Consider the following 14,625-nt stretch of genomic DNA (forward strand, 5'->3'; position numbering starts at 1 on the left):
CACTTCCGGCGAGACGCTCACAGCACCTCGAAGACGCCGGCAGCGCCCATGCCGCCGCCGATGCACATCGTCACGCAGACGCGCTTCGCGCCACGGCGCTTGCCTTCGATGAGGGCATGGCCCGTCAGGCGCTGGCCCGACACACCGTACGGATGGCCGACGGCAATCGCGCCGCCATTCACGTTGAGGCGGTCCATCGGAATGCCCAGCGTGTCGGCGCAGTACAGCACCTGCACAGCGAAGGCTTCGTTCAGCTCCCACAGGTCGATGTCGGCGACCGTCAGGCCCAGCTTCTTCAGCACCTTCGGCACCGCGAACACCGGGCCGATGCCCATCTCATCGGGCTCGCAGCCGGCCACCGCAAAGCCGAGGAAGCGGCCGATGGGCTTGAGGTTGTGCGTGGAGGCGTACTGCTCGCTGACTAGGGCGCAGGCGCCGGCGCCGTCGCTGAACTGGCTGGCGTTGCCGGCCGAGATCAGGCCGCCGGGCATGGCGGAGCGCAGGTCCTTGATGGCGTCGTAGGTCGTGCCTTCGCGCAGGCCTTCGTCCGCGCTGATGGTCACTTCCTTGCTCATCAGGCCCATCACCTTGTCGGCCACGCCCATGGTCGTCGTGACCGAGATCAGCTCGTCGGCAAACTTGCCCGCAGCCTGGGCGGCGCAGGCCTTCTGCTGGCTGCCGGCGCCGTAGTGGTCCATGCGCTCACGCGAGATGTTGTAGCGCTTGGCCACGTTCTCGGCGGTCTGCAGCATGTTCCAGTAGATCTCCGGCTTCAGCTTCATCAGCGCCGGGTCGACCAGCATGTGCTTGTTGGCTTCCTGCTGCACGCAGGAGATGCTCTCGACGCCGCCCGCGATGTAGACGTCGCCCTCGCCGGCAATGATGCGCTGCGCGGCCATGGCGATGGTCTGCAGGCCGCTGGAGCAGAAGCGGTTGATGGTGACGCCGCTCACGGTCACGGGCAGGCCGGCGCGCAGGGCGATCTGGCGGGCGATGTTGGAGCCGGTGGCGCCTTCGGGCGTGGCGCAGCCCATCAGCACGTCTTCGATGGCGCCGCCCTCGATGCCGGCGCGCTCGACGGCCGCCTTGACGGCATGGCCGCCCAGCGTGGCGCCGTGGGTCATGTTGAACGCGCCCTTCCAGCTCTTGGCGAGCGGCGTGCGGGCGGTGGAAACGATCAGTGCGTTGCTCATGTCTTGTCCTTAATCAGTCGGTGCCAGAGCTACTCGCTTCGCTCGATCGGTCTGGCACGCAATGCATTCAGATTGGCCGTGCGATCAGGTGAAGCTCTTGCCTTCCGCCACCAGGCGGGCCAACAAGGGCGCCGGCGTCCAGAAGGCGCCGTCGTCCATCGGGTTCTTGGCAAAGCGGTTCATCGCTTGCACCACGTTGAAGAGGCCGAGCGTGTCGGCGTAGCACATCGGGCCACCACGGAAGATGGGGAAGCCGTAGCCGGTCAGATAGACCATGTCCACGTCCGATGCGCGCTGGGCGATGCCTTCTTCCAGCAAGTGGGAAGCCTCGTTCACTAACGCGAATACCAGGCGGTGCACGATCTCCTCGTCGCTGATGTCGCGCGTCTTCGCGCCAATGGCTTCGCGGTGCTTGGTGAGCAGCTCGGTCACGACCGGCGAGGGAATAGCGTCGCGCTTGCCGGGCAGGTAGTCGTACCAGCCGGCACCGGTCTTCTGGCCGAAGCGGCCCAGCTCGCACAGGCGGTCGGAGCTGGCCGAGTACTTCATGTTGGCGCGTTCGACGGCGCGACGCTTGCGGATCGCCCAGCCGATGTCGTTGCCCGCCAGGTCGCCCATGCGGAACGGGCCCATCGCGAAGCCGAACTTCTCGACCGCCTTGTCGACCTGCTGCGGCGAGCAACCTTCATCGAGCAGGAAGCCGGCCTGGCGGCTGTACTGCTCGATCATGCGGTTGCCGATGAAGCCGTCGCAGACGCCGGACACAACCGCCGTCTTCTTGATCTTCTTGCCAATGGCCATGACCGTGGCCAGCACGTCCTTCGCGGTTTCCTTGCCGCGCACCACTTCCAGCAGCTTCATCACGTTGGCCGGGCTGAAGAAGTGCATGCCCACCACGTCCTGCGGGCGCTTGGTGAAGGACGCGATCTTGTCGACGTCCAGCGTCGAGGTGTTGGAGGCCAGGATGGCGCCGGGCTTGGCGACTTCATCCAATTGCTTGAACACGGCCTCCTTGACGCCGATCTCCTCGAACACCGCCTCGATGATGAGGTCGGCATCGCCCAGGTCGGCGTAGTTCAGCGTCGTGCTCAGCAGCGCCATGCGTTGCGCGTACTTGTCTTCCTTGAGCTTGCCCTTCTTGACCTGCGACTCGTAGTTCTTCTTGATCGTGGCCACGCCACGGTCCAGCGCTTCCTGCTTGGTCTCCAGCATGGTGACCGGGATGCCCGCGTTCAGGAAGTTCATCGAGATGCCGCCGCCCATCGTGCCGGCGCCGATGACGCCGACCTTCCTGATGTCGCGCAGCGGCGTGCCTTCGGGCACATCGCTGATCTTGCTGGCCACGCGCTCGGCAAAGAACAGGTGGCGCAGCGCCTTGGACTCGGGCGTCTGCATCAGCGCCATGAAGCTGTCGCGCTCGGCGCGCATGCCGTCGCCGAACTTCATCGTCAAGCTGGCGGCCACGGCTTCCAGGCAGCGCAGCGGCGCCGGGAAGTTCTTCGACATGCCGCCGACCATGTTCCGTGCGAACTGGAAGTAAGCCTCGGCGTTGGAATGACGGGCCTTGAGCTCACGCACCTTGGGCAGCGGCCGCTTCTCGGAGACTTCTTCGGCGAACTTGACGGCCGCCTCCAACACGTCGGCGTCGACGATCTTGTCGAACAACTTCTGGCCGGGAACCATGCCCAGCATCTGCGCTTCCACCGGCTCGCCGCTGACGATCATGTTCAGCGCGGGTTCAACACCCAGAGCGCGTGGCAGCCGCTGCGTGCCGCCGGCACCGGGCAGCAGGCCCAGCTTCACTTCCGGCAACGCGACCTTGGTGCCGCTCTGCGCAACGCGGTAATGGCAGCCCAGCGCCAGCTCCAGCCCACCGCCCATGCAGACGCTGTGGATGGCCGCGACGACCGGCTTGCTGCAGCTCTCGACAACCGAGATCAGGCTCAGCAGATTCGGTTCAGCCAAGGCTTTGGGCGAGCCGAACTCCTTGATGTCGGCACCGCCGGAGAAGGCCTTGCCGGCGCCGGTGATGACGAGGGCCGTGATGGCCGGATCGGCCTCGGCGCGTTCGACGCCGGCGGCAACGGCGGCGCGGGTGGCAAACCCCAGGCCGTTGACCGGCGGGTTGTCGAGCGTGATCACGGCAACGCTGCCGCGAACTTCGTAATGGGCTGTCATGGGCACGACCTCGGTTGGCGGGCTGGCCGCACATCCTGCAGCCGACCCAGAAATAGAACGATCGTTCGATTCTAGGCAGCGCCCGCCGCGCGGTCTTGTCCCGGCAGTGACAAGGCGTGGCTGGGCCTACTCCGAACGGCGCAGTACCACGGTGTCCTTGAAGGCCTGGGGCTGCTCCTTGGCCGGCTGCGGTTGCAGCTTGGACTCGGCATACAGCCGCGCAGCTTCGGCGGGGTCCTGCGGCGCCTCGGGAGCGGGCACCGGCATGCGCGGCGCCGGGCGCACGGCCAGGCGCAGCTCGTGGTTCTCGCGCTGCAGCTGCTCGATCTGCTTGCGCGCCTGGGTGAGCTGCTGCCCCGCCAGCTGCAAGGCCTGTTCGGCCTGCAGGTGTCGCTGCGCCACGCGCTTCGCGCGGCCGGACAGCCAGGCGTTCACCCCACCCGCTGCGAGCAAGCCGCCTGCCAAGAAGCCGCCCAGCAGGGGCAATAGTTGGCCGTTGTCCATGAGTCTTCTCTCCCTGACTTCGTTCTCGAAGCGACTGTAAAGGCGCCATCGCCACCATCTGCCTTCGGCACGCCCTGACAGGGTTTCCCACAAGGCATCAGGCCCGCTCGCCGGACGCCACGCTCCTGCAGCCCGCACTAGAGTGCGCCCATGCTGATCCCGGTCGTCTACCCACCCCCCGACAACGCGCCGCCGCCCAGGTTCTCGCCCCTGGGACAGCCGCCGGGGCCGCCGACGCCTGCCGATCCGCCCAAGCCGGAAGTGCCGCCGCCGCCCGCCGCCGACGGCGACGTGCCCCGCGTGCTCTATCTGCTGCGTGTGCTGTGGCTGTGCGCCTTCCCGGTCGGCGTCCTCATCGTCGGCGTCGCCATGCTGCTGGGGCTGGAGCAGGCGCGCGAGACGCTGCTGTCGCTGGAAGTGGGCAGCGCGCAGACCGGCGTGCTCATCTTCGCCTTCTGGCTTTGGCTGCTCCTCAGTTGGTACACCAGTCGGCTGCTGCTGGACCGGCGCTTCAAGCCCGACTCGCTCGGCGAATGCACGCGCCCGGGGTTTGCCGAGGGCCTGCGGCGCTGGCTGCCGCGCGCGCTGATCCTGGGCGGCGGTGTGCCGATCAGCGCCTTCTTCCTGATGCAGCAGCGCGAGCGCTTCATCGGCGTGGCGCTGCTGGCGGTGACGGCGGCGCTCTGCCTCTTCGTCTGCAAGCGGCGCGCTTGGCTGCTCAAGCTCGGCACGGGCTCTTTCCTCGCGCGCTGGCTGGCGCTGGACTGGCGGCGCGATGCCATCGCCGCGATGGCGCGGGAGGACCGCATGACCACGCCGTCGCGCGTGCTCGTCGTGCTCGTGCTGCTGCTGCAATGGGCCCTGTTCGCCGCGCTGCTGAAGTGGCCTGAAGGCACCGCGCGGGCCCTGGGCTCACCAGCCCTGATGCTGTTGGCGCTGGGCAGTTGGATCGTCTTCGGCGGCATCCTGCTCACCTACGTGCCCAAGGCGCTCATCCGCATCCCGTTGACGCCCTTGCCTCTGCTGCTCTTCGTGGCCTTCGCGCCGCTGAACGACAACCACCGCGTGGCCAACCCTGACCGCAGCGCGCCGCGCCCCGTGGCCAGCCGCCAAGCGGCCGATGCGTGGGTGCAGGTCTGGCTGCGCACCGTGGGCGCCGACGGCAAGCGACCGCTCGTGCTGGTGGCCTCGGCGGGCGGCGCCTCCCGCGCGGCCTACTGGAGCAGCGCGTCGCTCGCGCGCCTGCAGGAATTGGGCGAGGTGGAAGGCGTCAACTTCGCCGACTCTGTCTTCGCCGTCAGCGGCACCTCGGGGGGCGCCTTGGGCGCCGCCAGTTTCGTCGCCGCCCTCGATGCCCGCCGCCAGGCCGTCGACGGCCCCGCCTGCACGCCGTGGAAGCTGGTGCGCGACTTCACCGGCCAGGACCATCTCGCCGCTCCCGTCGGCGCCCTGCTCTACGCCGACCTGGCCCAGCGCTTCCTGCCCGTCCCATTCGCCGGCGCGGACCGTTCGCTCGCGCTCGAAGGCGTCTGGACGCGCGACTGGCCCAGGAGCCTGGCCCGCCAATGTGCGCCACGCGCTGCTGCCAATCCCAACCCCTGGGGCGAGGCCATGACGGCCCTGCACGGCCGAGCGACTGCGGCCGAATGGTTGCCGCTGCTGGCGCTCAACACCGCCGCCCTGGCGCGCGGCCAACGTGTCTACCAAAGCGACTTCCTGCTGCCCAGCGGCGACGGGATCGACCTGCTCGACCCTTCGCTCGGGCTGGACGTCGACCGCCTCACACTGGCGCAGGCCGTACACAACAGCGCCCGCTTCCCCTACATCAGCCCGGCCGCGGCGGTCGTCTTGAAGAACGCGCACAAGGACGACGAGACCGGTGACGTCGGCCGCACCTGGGACCGCCTGGGCGACGGCGGCTACGTGGAGAGCAGCGCGACGCTGCTGCTGTCCGACCTGCTGCGCGACCTGGAGGCCAGCGGCCGGCTGCGCAACTGCAAGCCCGAGGATGACTGCGCAGGCCAGGGCATCCTGGACCGCTCGCGGCTGCGGCTGCTGCTGCTCTTCAACGGCCCCTCCGAGGTGGACGACTGGCTGTGCCGCGACGCCCCCCAGGCCGCCGACGCGCAACCCGTGGATGGCCGCCGCTACCAGGCCCGCGATGTCAGCCTCGACGAAGTGGGTGCGCCGCCGCGCGGCATCCTGCACAGCAACGGCGCCCGCGGCCGGGACTCGACGGTGGAGCTCATCAAGCGCATCGGCGGCTGCGGCCAGGTGGCCGAGCTGCGCCTGCCTGCGGTGAAGGGCCAGCGCCCGCCGTCGATGAACTGGATGCTGAACTCGGCCTCGCGCGATTTCATCGATGCGGCCTTGCTGGAAAAACCGCCCGTGGCCGAGGCCAACGTCGGCCCGGCCCAGGCCCAGCTCAACGCCCATCTGCGCCAGGCCAAGGGCTGGCTGCTGCAGATGAAGTGAACGCCGCAAGGTGAGCGGCAGGCGGGCCACAATCCCGCCCGCATGAGAACACTGCTGTCCCCTTTCACCTCGCCCCAGCACCGCGTCCTGTGGCGGGCGCTGCTCGCGCTGCTGCTCGTCGCCATCACCTGGCTGGCACTGTCACCGGCCCCGCCCAAGACCGTTGATCTCGGCTGGGACAAAGCCAACCACACCTTGGCCTTTGCCTCCCTGGCCTTCAGCGCCGTCTGGGCGCTGTGGCAGCGGCCTCGCCAATGGCCATGGCTCGTCATCGCGCTGCTGGCCTACGGCGTGGGCATCGAAATCGCACAGAGCTTCCTGCCCCCGCGCGAGGCCGACTGGCATGACGTGGTGGCCGACGGTTTCGGCATCGCGGTGGGGCTGCTAGCAGCCTGGCCCATCGCCTGGCTGGGCCGCACAGACTAGGGGCTCGTCCTACAGTCAGTGCCACTGCACTGACATACCGTTGGCAGCAGATTGCGATACGGTGCCAACCCATGTCGACCGCCCTGCTGCCAGACCTGCTCCGCGCCACCCGCGCCCACTCCCTGGCCCTTGTTGCGCCCTTGTCGGATGAAGACGCGCAACTTCAGTCCATGCCCGATGCCAGCCCGGCCAAATGGCACCTCGCGCACACGACGTGGTTCTTCGAGACCATGGTGCTGGTGCCCTATCTGCGCGGCTACACCGTCTTCGACGAGCGCTGGCCCCGCCTCTTCAATTCCTACTACGAAAGCCTCGGCCCACGCCATGCGCGCCCGCAGCGTGGCCTGCTAAGCCGGCCGTCGCTGGCCGAGGTCAAGGCCTACCGCGCCCATGTCGATGCCGCACTGGCCGACCTGCTGCCGCACGCACCGGCCGAGGCTCGCTCGCTGATTGAGCTGGGCTGCCACCATGAACAGCAGCACCAGGAACTGCTGCTCACCGACATGCTGCACGCCTTCTCCTGCAACCCGCTGCTGCCGGCGTATGACGCCGCTCCGCAAGCAAAGGCCAGTGCGCCCGAGCAAGCCTGGCTGAAGCATCCCGGCGGCATCGTCGACATCGGACATGGCGGCGACGGCTTTGCCTTCGACAACGAAGGCCCGCGCCATCAAGCGCTGGTGACGCCCTTCGAGATCAGCAACCGGCTTGTGACGTGCGGCGAATACGCCGACTTCATCGCGGCCGGCGGTTACCGCGAGCCATTGCTGTGGCTGTCCGACGGCTGGGCCACCGTGCAAGCCCAGGGCTGGCAGCGCCCGGCCTGCTGGCAGGAAGACGGCAGCGTGTTCGGCCTGCACGGCGTGCAGCCGCTGGACGCCAACGCACCCGTTATGCAGCTCAGCTTCTACGAGGCCTGCGCCTTTGCCGAGTGGGCCGGCGCGCGGCTGCCGACCGAGTTCGAATGGGAGGCGGCATGCGGCTTGCCAGGCTTTGCGCAGGCCGCCGACCAGGCCTGTGGCGTTTGGCAGTGGACCCGCTCCAGCTACGCGCCCTACCCCGGCTTCAAGCCGGCAGCGGGCGCGGTCGGCGAATACAACGGCAAGTTCATGGTCGGCCAGCAGGTGCTACGCGGCGGCAGCCTCGCAACGCCGGCTGGCCATGCACGGCCGAGTTATCGCAATTTCTTTCCGCCAGCCGCGCGCTGGCAGTTCAGTGGAATGAGGCTCGCAAGATGAAACCAGGTATCGAATGGCGCCAGCCCCGCGCTGCGGCCGAGAACGAGCAATTTGCAGACGACCTGCATGCCGCGCTCAACCGCGCACCCAAGGCGATCTCGCCCAAATATTTCTACGACGAGGTGGGCTCGAAGTTGTTTGAGCGCATCTGCGACCTGCCCGAGTACTACCCGACGCGCACCGAGCTCTCGCTGCTGCAGACGCACGCCGCCGACATGGCCGCGCAGATGGGCAGCCAAGTGCAGCTCGTGGAGTACGGCGCCGGTGCGCTGCTCAAGGTTCGCCTGCTGCTGGACGCGATGCCACGCGACGGCGTTCAGTTCGTGCCGGTCGACATTTCCGGCCCGCATCTGCTGTCGGCCTGTGACGGCCTCGCGGGTGACTATCCCGGCCTCGCCATCCACCCGCTGGTGGCCGACTTCACGCGCCAGCACGCGCTGCCGCCCTGCGCCGAAGGCAGCCGCCGCGTCGGCTTCTTCCCCGGCTCCAGCATCGGCAACTTCACGCCCAGCGAGGCTGACGCCTTCCTGCGCCTGGCGGCGGCCGAACTGGCCGGCGGCGGCCTGCTGATCGGCATCGACCTCGTGAAGGACGAGGACGTTCTACACGACGCCTACAACGACGCTGAAGGCGTGACCGCAGCGTTCAACATGAACCTGCTGGACCGTGCGCGCAAGGACCTGGGCGCAGAGTTCCCCCTGGACGGTTTCCAGCACCTGGCGTTCTACAACCCGGCCTATCGCCGCGTCGAGATGCACCTGCGCGCGACGCGGCCGCTGGAGCTGCAGTTGGGCGGGGAGATCTATGTGTTCAACGAGGGCGAGACGCTGCACACCGAGCACTCGCACAAGTACACGGTTGAGGGCTTCCAGGCGCTGGCGGCGCGGGCAGGGTTCAAGCCGGGGAAGGTGTGGACGGATGCGAACCGGTGGTTTGCGGTGTTGTGGCTGGAGGCGGTGCGCGCTTGAGGCTACGGTTGCAACGTGCGCGAATAGCGTCGGGCGCGTCGCGACCCGCCCCAACCGACTAATAGCTTTTCACTCTTGAGGAGCGCGCGATCAACGCTTGCGCTTTAGCGCCTACCAGTTCTGTGTAGGCCTGCCCGCCGGTGAAGGGGATGTCGTAGTTGAAGTAATAAATTCGGTCAGCCGCGACAACAATAGGTTGCGGTTGGACCATCGGTCCGCCCAGGAAGTGCTCACCCGGGACAACCTCGACGACCGCATGGGTCGCCGTTCCAAGGTGAGTCACTTCCTTGCCATCTAAATGCACAGCCCAAGTGCCGATGGATCCCTTGAACATAGCCTCACGGATCACGATGACCAAGGCTCTTCCTACTACAGGCTTTAAAGCCCCAGTTGTCTGATCGTCGTGGATCAATGCAGGCGGCATTGCGCAACCTAAAAGCAGGGTGCACGCGGCAAACGCGGCGCCTACGCCATTTCTTCGGTCCATTAGCCCTCCCTACCCCGCACGTCCTGTGGACCGGGCACTTTCGCATGAAGTTCTCGCTAAGCACTTGAGCGTGGCGTACACGTCAGACTCGATTCGATGTGGGAGCCGTTCAAGTCTTGTCCTGGTCAAGTTTTTTTCGGACACTGCGACAGCGGACCTGTTCAAAACCGACTCAGATCGCCAGCCGCTCCCGCACCCCATCCGCCGGCATGTCCTTGCCTCGTCCACGCATGACGATCTCGCCGCGCTGCATCAGCAGGTACTGGTCGGCCAGCTCTTCGGCAAAGTCGTAGAACTGCTCGACGAGCACGACCGACAGGCCCTTGTCGTGCGCCAGGTGCTTGATGACGCGGCCGATGTCCTGGATGACGTTGGGCTGGATGCCTTCGGTGGGCTCGTCCAGCAGCAAGACCTTCGGCCCCGGCGCCAGCGCGCGGGCGATGGCGAGCTGCTGCTGCTGGCCGCCGGAGAGGTCCCCGCCGCGCCGTGAGCGCATCTTGTCGAGCACGGGGAAGAGCTCGAACAGCTCCTTCGGCAGCGGCGTGCCGGCCGGCTGGCTGGAGAGGCCCATCTGCAGGTTCTCCATGACCGTCAGCCGCCCGAAGATCTCGCGGCCTTGTGGCACGTAGCCGAGGCCGGCGCGCACGCGCTGGTGGGTCTTGAGCTTGTCGATGTTCTCGCCGGCCAGCGTGATGCTGCCGGACGTGACGGGCACGACGCCCATCAGGCTCTTCAAAAGCGTCGTCTTGCCGACGCCGTTGCGGCCGAGCACGACGGTGATCTCGCCGGGCTTCAGATCGAAGCTCAGGCCGCGCAGGATGTGTGAGCCGCCGTAGTGCTTGTGCAGGTCCTGGACTTTGAGGATGTCTGCGGTGCTCATCGGATGCCTGCTTCCTGAACACAGCCACAGAGGCACAGAGACACAGAGAGAGCTTCATCCCGCTGCCTCTGTGCCTCTGTGCCTCTGTGGCTTTGTTTGTTTTTCATCTCAGCGGCCAAGGTACACCTCGATCACTTTTTCATCTGATTGGACTTGGGCCATCGTGCCCTCAGCGAGCGTCTTGCCTTCATGCAAGACCGTGACCGTGCGATGCGCACCGGCCAGCGTCGCGACGAAGTTCATGTCGTGCTCGACGACCACCAGCGAGTGCTTGCCCTCCAGGCTCAGGAACAGCTCGGCGGTGCGTTCGGTCTCCTCGTCCGTCATGCCGGCGACGGGCTCGTCGAGCAGCAGCAGCTTGGGGTCTTGCGCCAGCAACATGCCGATCTCCAGCCATTGCTTCTGGCCGTGGCTGAGCAGGCCGGCGACGCGCCCGCGCTCAGGCGCGAGGTGAACCGTCGTCAGCAGTTGGTCGAGCCGGTCGCGCTGCTCGCCGCTCAACTTGGCGCGCATGGCAAAGCGGGCGCGACGGTCGCCGGCCAGGGCCAGCTCCAGGTTCTCAGCCACCGTCAGCGCCTCGAAGACCGTAGGTTTCTGGAACTTCCGGCCGATGCCCGCGCGCGCGATCTGCTGCTCGCTCATGGCGCGCAGATTCAGGTTGCTGCCGAAGTAGATGCGCCCACTGTCGGGCCGGGTCTTGCCGGTGAGGCAGTCCATCGTCGTTGTCTTGCCAGCGCCGTTGGGGCCGATGACGCAGCGCAGTTCGCCCACGCCAACCGTGAAGCTCAAGCCGCCCAGTGCCTGGAAGCCATCGAAGGCGACCTTGAGGTCTTCGACGTAGAGGGCCACGCCCTGGTTGAAGACCGGCTCGCCGGAGGTGGCAAAGCGGGTGATGGCGCGGGCGTGCGCCTCCGCGCCGGCTTCGAGAAGCTCTGGAGTCATTTCCTGAACCTCCGCGCCAGCCCCATCAAACCCTGCGGCAGGAACAGCGTCACCGCGATGAACAGCCCGCCCAGGATGTAGAGCCAGCCTTCGGGCCACACGGCCGTGAAAACCGACTTGGTGCCATTGACGAAGAAGGCGCCGATCACCGGCCCGATCAGCGTGCCGCGACCGCCCACGGCCGCCCAGATCGCCATCTCGATGCTGGCCGCCGGGCTCATCTCACCGGGGTTGATGATGCCGACCTGGGGCACGTAGAGGGCACCGGCCAGCGCGCACATCATGGCCGAGATGACATAGGCGCTGAGCTTGAAGGCAACCGGGTCATAGCCCAGGAAACGCACACGACCTTCGGCATCGCGGATGGCTTGCAGGATGCGGCCCCAGCGGCTTTGCGTCAGCGCGCGGGCTACGGCGTAGCAGGCGATCAGCGCGACACCGCTGGCCATGCACAGGCCCACCTTCATGCCCGGCGTGTTCAGCGGCATGCCGGCGATGCGCTTGAAGTCGGTGAAGCCGTTGTTGCCGCCGAAGCCCGTCTCGTTGCGGAAGAACAGCAGCATGGCCGCCACCGTCAGCGCCTGCGTGATGATGGAAAAGTACACGCCCTGGATGCGCGAGCGGAAGGCGAAGTAGCCGAACACCGCCGCCAGCAGGCCGGGCACGGCCAGCGCCAGGAAGATCTGGCCGACCAGTGAGTCGCTGAGCGCCCAGTGCCAGGGCAGCTCCTTCCAGTTCAGGAAGACCATGAAGTCCGGCAGGTCCGATTGGTATTGGCCCTCGCGGCCGATCTGGCGCATCAGGTACATGCCCATGCCATAGCCGCCGAGGGCGAAGAACAGACCGTGGCCGAGCGACAGGATGCCGCCGAAACCCCAGATGAGGTCCAGGGCCAGGGCGCAAATGGCAAAGCACAGGAACTTGCCGAGCAGGCCGACGTAGAACTCGCTCAAGTGCAGCGCGTGCCCCGGCGGGAAGGCCAGGTGAAGCAGCGGCACGAGCAGCAGCATGAGCGCGATGGCGATGAGTGCAGCGCGCTTCATTCGACGCTCCGGCCCTTGAGGGCGAACAGGCCTTGCGGTTTCTTCTGAATGACGAGCACGAGCAGCAGCAGCAGCGCGATCTTGGCGAGCACCGCCCCCTGCCAGCCTTCCAGCAGCTTGGACAGCACGCCCAGGCCCAGGCCGGCGTAGACGGTGCCGGCCAACTGGCCGACGCCACCGAGCACGACCACCATGAAGGCGTCGACGATGTAGCTCTGGCCGAGGTCCGGGCCGACGTTGCCGATCTGGCTCAGCGCGCAGCCGGCCAAGCCAGCGATGCCCGAACCGAGCGCGAAGGCCATCGTGTCGACCTGGGCCGTGTTGACGCCCACGCAGGCCGCCATGCGGCGGTTCTGCGTGACGCCGCGCACCATCAGGCCCAGGCGCGTCTTGGCCAGCAGCAGCGCCATGCCGCACAGCACGAGGGCCGCGAAGGCGATGATGGCCAGGCGGTTGTAGGGCAGCGTCAAGTTGGGCAGCAACGCCCAGCCGCCGGACAGCCAGGTCGGGTTCTCGACGGCCACGTTCTGTGCGCCGAACAGCGTGCGCACCGCCTGCATCAGCACGAGGGAAATGCCCCACGTGGCCAGCAGCGTTTCGAGGGGCCGGCCGTAGAGCCAGCGAATGACGGTGCGCTCCATCGCGGCGCCGACGAGTGCAGCCGCGACGAAGCTGGCCGGCAGCGCCAGCCAGAGGTAGTAATCGAAAGCCGCAGGCAGCCAAGCGCGAAAAGCCTGCTGCACCATGTAAGTGGCGTAGGCGCCCACCATCAGCAGCTCGCCGTGGGCCATGTTGATGACGCCCATCAGGCCGTAAGTGATGGCCAGGCCTAACGCGACAAGCAGGAGCACAGAGCCAAGGCTCAGGCCCGAGAACAGCAGTTGGGCGCGCTCGCCCCAGGCGAGGCGATCGCCGATGGCGTCGATGGCCTTCTTCATCGCGGCCTGGGTGGCGGCATCCGGCTCGCCGCCTACCCGCTCAAGCAGCAGGGCGCGCGTCGTCGGGTCGGCGCTGCCGGCCAGCTCGACGGCAGCGGCGCGGCGCTGGGCAGCGTCGGTTGACGAGAGCTTGGCACCGGCCACCAGCGCGCCGATCTGGTCGCGCAGCTCGGCGTCGGTCTCGGCGGCAAGAGCGCGCTCATACAGCGGCAGCTTGGCGGCGCTGGCGTCCTCGCGCAGCGTCGTCAACGCCTTGGCGCGCACGTCGCGGTCCTTGGACAGCAGGGCCAGCCCGGCGAGTGCCGCGTCGATCTCGCGGCGCAGGCGGTTGTTCAGCATCGGCTCGTCGCCCTCGGGCGGCGCGGCGCCCTCGGCGGCCACAACCGCCTTGCCCTCGCGCAGCCGCACGCGGCCATCGAGCAAGGCCTGCAGATAGTCCGCCAGCGCGGGATCAGCCAGCGCCACAGCTTCGTTCAGGGCGGCGACACGCTCGTCGCCCTCGCCCGCAGCAATGCGCGTGAGCAATTCAGGCGGCAGCGCAGCCCAGGCCGACAAGCCCAGGAACGCCAAGCACCAACCGATCAGAAGTCGTTTGATCATGAAGATCCAAGCGAACGCAAAAAAAAGCGGCGCGCACGGTGCGCGCCTCATTGCAGTGGCTGCCGTGGACACGGCATCGAAGGTCCACGGGCAGCACGCCGTCAGGGCCGCAGCGGTCGCTGCGGCCCTGACAGTCTTACTTCGTCGGCTCGTCCTTCTTGCCCTTGTTCTCAGGGATGTACGGGCTCCACGGCTGGGCCTTGACCGGGCCGGGCGTCTTCCAGACCACGTTGAACTGGCCGTCCGCCTTCACTTCGCCGATGAACACCGACTTGTGCAGGTGGTGGTTCTTCTCGTCCATCGTGGACGTGATGCCCGACGGCGCCGGGAAGGTCTGGCCGGCCATGGCGGCGATGACCTTGTCGGTGTCCGTGCTGCCGGCCTTCTTGACGGCCTGGGCCCACATGTTCACGCCGATGTAGGTGGCTTCCATCGGGTCGTTGGTCAGGGGCTTGTCGGCACCGGGCAACTTCTTGGCCTTGGAATACGCAGCCCACTTCTTGGTGAACTCGTCATTGGCCGGGTTCTTGATGGACATGAAGTAATTCCAGGCGGCCAGGTGACCCACCAGCGGCTTGGTGTCCACGCCGCGCAGTTCTTCCTCGCCCACAGAGAAGGCGACAACCGGCACGTCCTTGGCCTTCAGGCCGGCGTTGCCCAGTTCCTTGTAGAAAGGCACATTGGAATCACCGTTGATGGTCGACACCACGGCTGTCTTGCCGCCCTGGGAGAATTTCTTGACGTCGGCAACAATGG

The 14,625-nt window shown here is 67.2% G+C and carries 13 protein-coding genes; 4 read left to right on the forward strand and 9 right to left on the reverse strand.

What is annotated here, in order from left to right; all coding sequences use genetic code 11:
• Positions 1 to 17 precede the first annotated feature (17 nt).
• The 3 genes from ABIS05_RS24115 to ABIS05_RS24125 form a co-directional block, all read right to left on the reverse strand.
• Positions 18 to 1,193 carry an acetyl-CoA C-acyltransferase gene (locus ABIS05_RS24115; protein ID WP_348014057.1) on the reverse strand — a complete coding sequence of 392 codons (1,176 nt, stop codon included), beginning with the start codon at positions 1,191 to 1,193 and terminating at the stop codon, positions 18 to 20.
• Between the two features lie 84 nt (positions 1,194 to 1,277).
• Positions 1,278 to 3,371, reverse strand: a complete 2,094-nt coding sequence (locus tag ABIS05_RS24120) for a 3-hydroxyacyl-CoA dehydrogenase NAD-binding domain-containing protein (protein ID WP_348014058.1) — start codon at positions 3,369 to 3,371, stop codon at positions 1,278 to 1,280.
• A gap of 126 nt (positions 3,372 to 3,497) precedes the next feature.
• On the reverse strand, positions 3,498 to 3,875 hold the full coding sequence (locus ABIS05_RS24125; protein WP_348014059.1) for a hypothetical protein: 378 nt from the start codon (positions 3,873 to 3,875) through the stop codon (positions 3,498 to 3,500).
• Between the two features lie 150 nt (positions 3,876 to 4,025).
• Between ABIS05_RS24125 and ABIS05_RS24130 the strand changes: the two genes are divergently transcribed.
• The 4 genes from ABIS05_RS24130 (at position 4,026) to egtD (ending at position 8,979) form a co-directional block, all read left to right on the forward strand.
• Positions 4,026 to 6,350, forward strand: coding sequence for a hypothetical protein (locus tag ABIS05_RS24130; protein ID WP_348014060.1), 2,325 nt, complete (start codon positions 4,026 to 4,028; stop codon positions 6,348 to 6,350).
• Positions 6,351 to 6,392: 42 nt separating this feature from the next.
• The gene (locus ABIS05_RS24135) at positions 6,393 to 6,776 is read left to right on the forward strand and encodes a VanZ family protein (RefSeq protein WP_348014061.1); all 384 of its coding nucleotides are present in this window, start codon (positions 6,393 to 6,395) and stop codon (positions 6,774 to 6,776) included.
• A gap of 71 nt (positions 6,777 to 6,847) precedes the next feature.
• On the forward strand, positions 6,848 to 8,011 hold the full coding sequence (gene egtB, locus ABIS05_RS24140; RefSeq protein WP_348014062.1) for an ergothioneine biosynthesis protein EgtB: 1,164 nt from the start codon (positions 6,848 to 6,850) through the stop codon (positions 8,009 to 8,011).
• Complete coding sequence (gene egtD / locus ABIS05_RS24145; RefSeq protein WP_348014063.1) at positions 8,008 to 8,979, forward strand: L-histidine N(alpha)-methyltransferase; 972 nt, start codon at positions 8,008 to 8,010, stop codon at positions 8,977 to 8,979. Before egtB ends, egtD begins: the two co-directional genes overlap by 4 nt.
• Positions 8,980 to 9,037: 58 nt before the next feature.
• Here egtD and ABIS05_RS24150 read toward each other — a convergent pair whose 3' ends face one another.
• The 6 genes from ABIS05_RS24150 to ABIS05_RS24175 all read right to left on the reverse strand — a co-directional run.
• A complete protein-coding gene (locus ABIS05_RS24150) occupies positions 9,038 to 9,337 on the reverse strand; it encodes a hypothetical protein (protein ID WP_348014064.1) in 300 nt (99 codons plus the stop codon).
• A gap of 301 nt (positions 9,338 to 9,638) precedes the next feature.
• On the reverse strand, positions 9,639 to 10,331 hold the full coding sequence (urtE, locus tag ABIS05_RS24155; RefSeq protein ID WP_348014070.1) for an urea ABC transporter ATP-binding subunit UrtE: 693 nt from the start codon (positions 10,329 to 10,331) through the stop codon (positions 9,639 to 9,641).
• A gap of 123 nt (positions 10,332 to 10,454) precedes the next feature.
• A complete protein-coding gene (gene urtD, locus ABIS05_RS24160) occupies positions 10,455 to 11,288 on the reverse strand; it encodes an urea ABC transporter ATP-binding protein UrtD (RefSeq protein ID WP_348014065.1) in 834 nt (277 codons plus the stop codon).
• Positions 11,285 to 12,331, reverse strand: a complete 1,047-nt coding sequence (gene urtC, locus ABIS05_RS24165; protein ID WP_348014066.1) for an urea ABC transporter permease subunit UrtC — start codon at positions 12,329 to 12,331, stop codon at positions 11,285 to 11,287. Before urtC ends, urtD begins: the two co-directional genes overlap by 4 nt.
• Entirely contained in the window at positions 12,328 to 13,869 is a 1,542-nt protein-coding gene (gene urtB, locus ABIS05_RS24170) for an urea ABC transporter permease subunit UrtB (protein WP_348014067.1), read from the reverse strand. The genes urtC and urtB overlap by 4 nt, the downstream gene beginning before the upstream one ends.
• 136 nt (positions 13,870 to 14,005) lie before the next feature.
• Positions 14,006 to 14,625: transporter substrate-binding protein (locus ABIS05_RS24175; RefSeq protein ID WP_348014068.1), on the reverse strand; the 620-nt coding region annotated here is incomplete at its 5' end.

It is taken from the genome of Roseateles sp., from assembly GCF_039929605.1.
Taxonomy (GTDB): domain Bacteria; phylum Pseudomonadota; class Gammaproteobacteria; order Burkholderiales; family Burkholderiaceae_C; genus Pelomonas.

What these genes read in the sequence shown, in the direction of transcription:
- ABIS05_RS24115 (WP_348014057.1), bottom strand. Translation starts at nt 1,193, where the DNA reads ATGAGCAACGCACTGATCGTTTCCACCGCCCGCACGCCGCTCGCCAAG.
- ABIS05_RS24120 (WP_348014058.1), bottom strand. Translation starts at nt 3,371, where the DNA reads ATGACAGCCCATTACGAAGTTCGCGGCAGCGTTGCCGTGATCACGCTC.
- ABIS05_RS24125 (WP_348014059.1), bottom strand. Translation starts at nt 3,875, where the DNA reads ATGGACAACGGCCAACTATTGCCCCTGCTGGGCGGCTTCTTGGCAGGC.
- ABIS05_RS24130 (WP_348014060.1), top strand. Translation starts at nt 4,026, where the DNA reads ATGCTGATCCCGGTCGTCTACCCACCCCCCGACAACGCGCCGCCGCCC.
- ABIS05_RS24135 (WP_348014061.1), top strand. Translation starts at nt 6,393, where the DNA reads ATGAGAACACTGCTGTCCCCTTTCACCTCGCCCCAGCACCGCGTCCTG.
- egtB (WP_348014062.1), top strand. Translation starts at nt 6,848, where the DNA reads ATGTCGACCGCCCTGCTGCCAGACCTGCTCCGCGCCACCCGCGCCCAC.
- egtD (WP_348014063.1), top strand. Translation starts at nt 8,008, where the DNA reads ATGAAACCAGGTATCGAATGGCGCCAGCCCCGCGCTGCGGCCGAGAAC.
- urtD (WP_348014065.1), bottom strand. Translation starts at nt 11,288, where the DNA reads ATGACTCCAGAGCTTCTCGAAGCCGGCGCGGAGGCGCACGCCCGCGCC.
- urtC (WP_348014066.1), bottom strand. Translation starts at nt 12,331, where the DNA reads ATGAAGCGCGCTGCACTCATCGCCATCGCGCTCATGCTGCTGCTCGTG.
- urtB (WP_348014067.1), bottom strand. Translation starts at nt 13,869, where the DNA reads ATGATCAAACGACTTCTGATCGGTTGGTGCTTGGCGTTCCTGGGCTTG.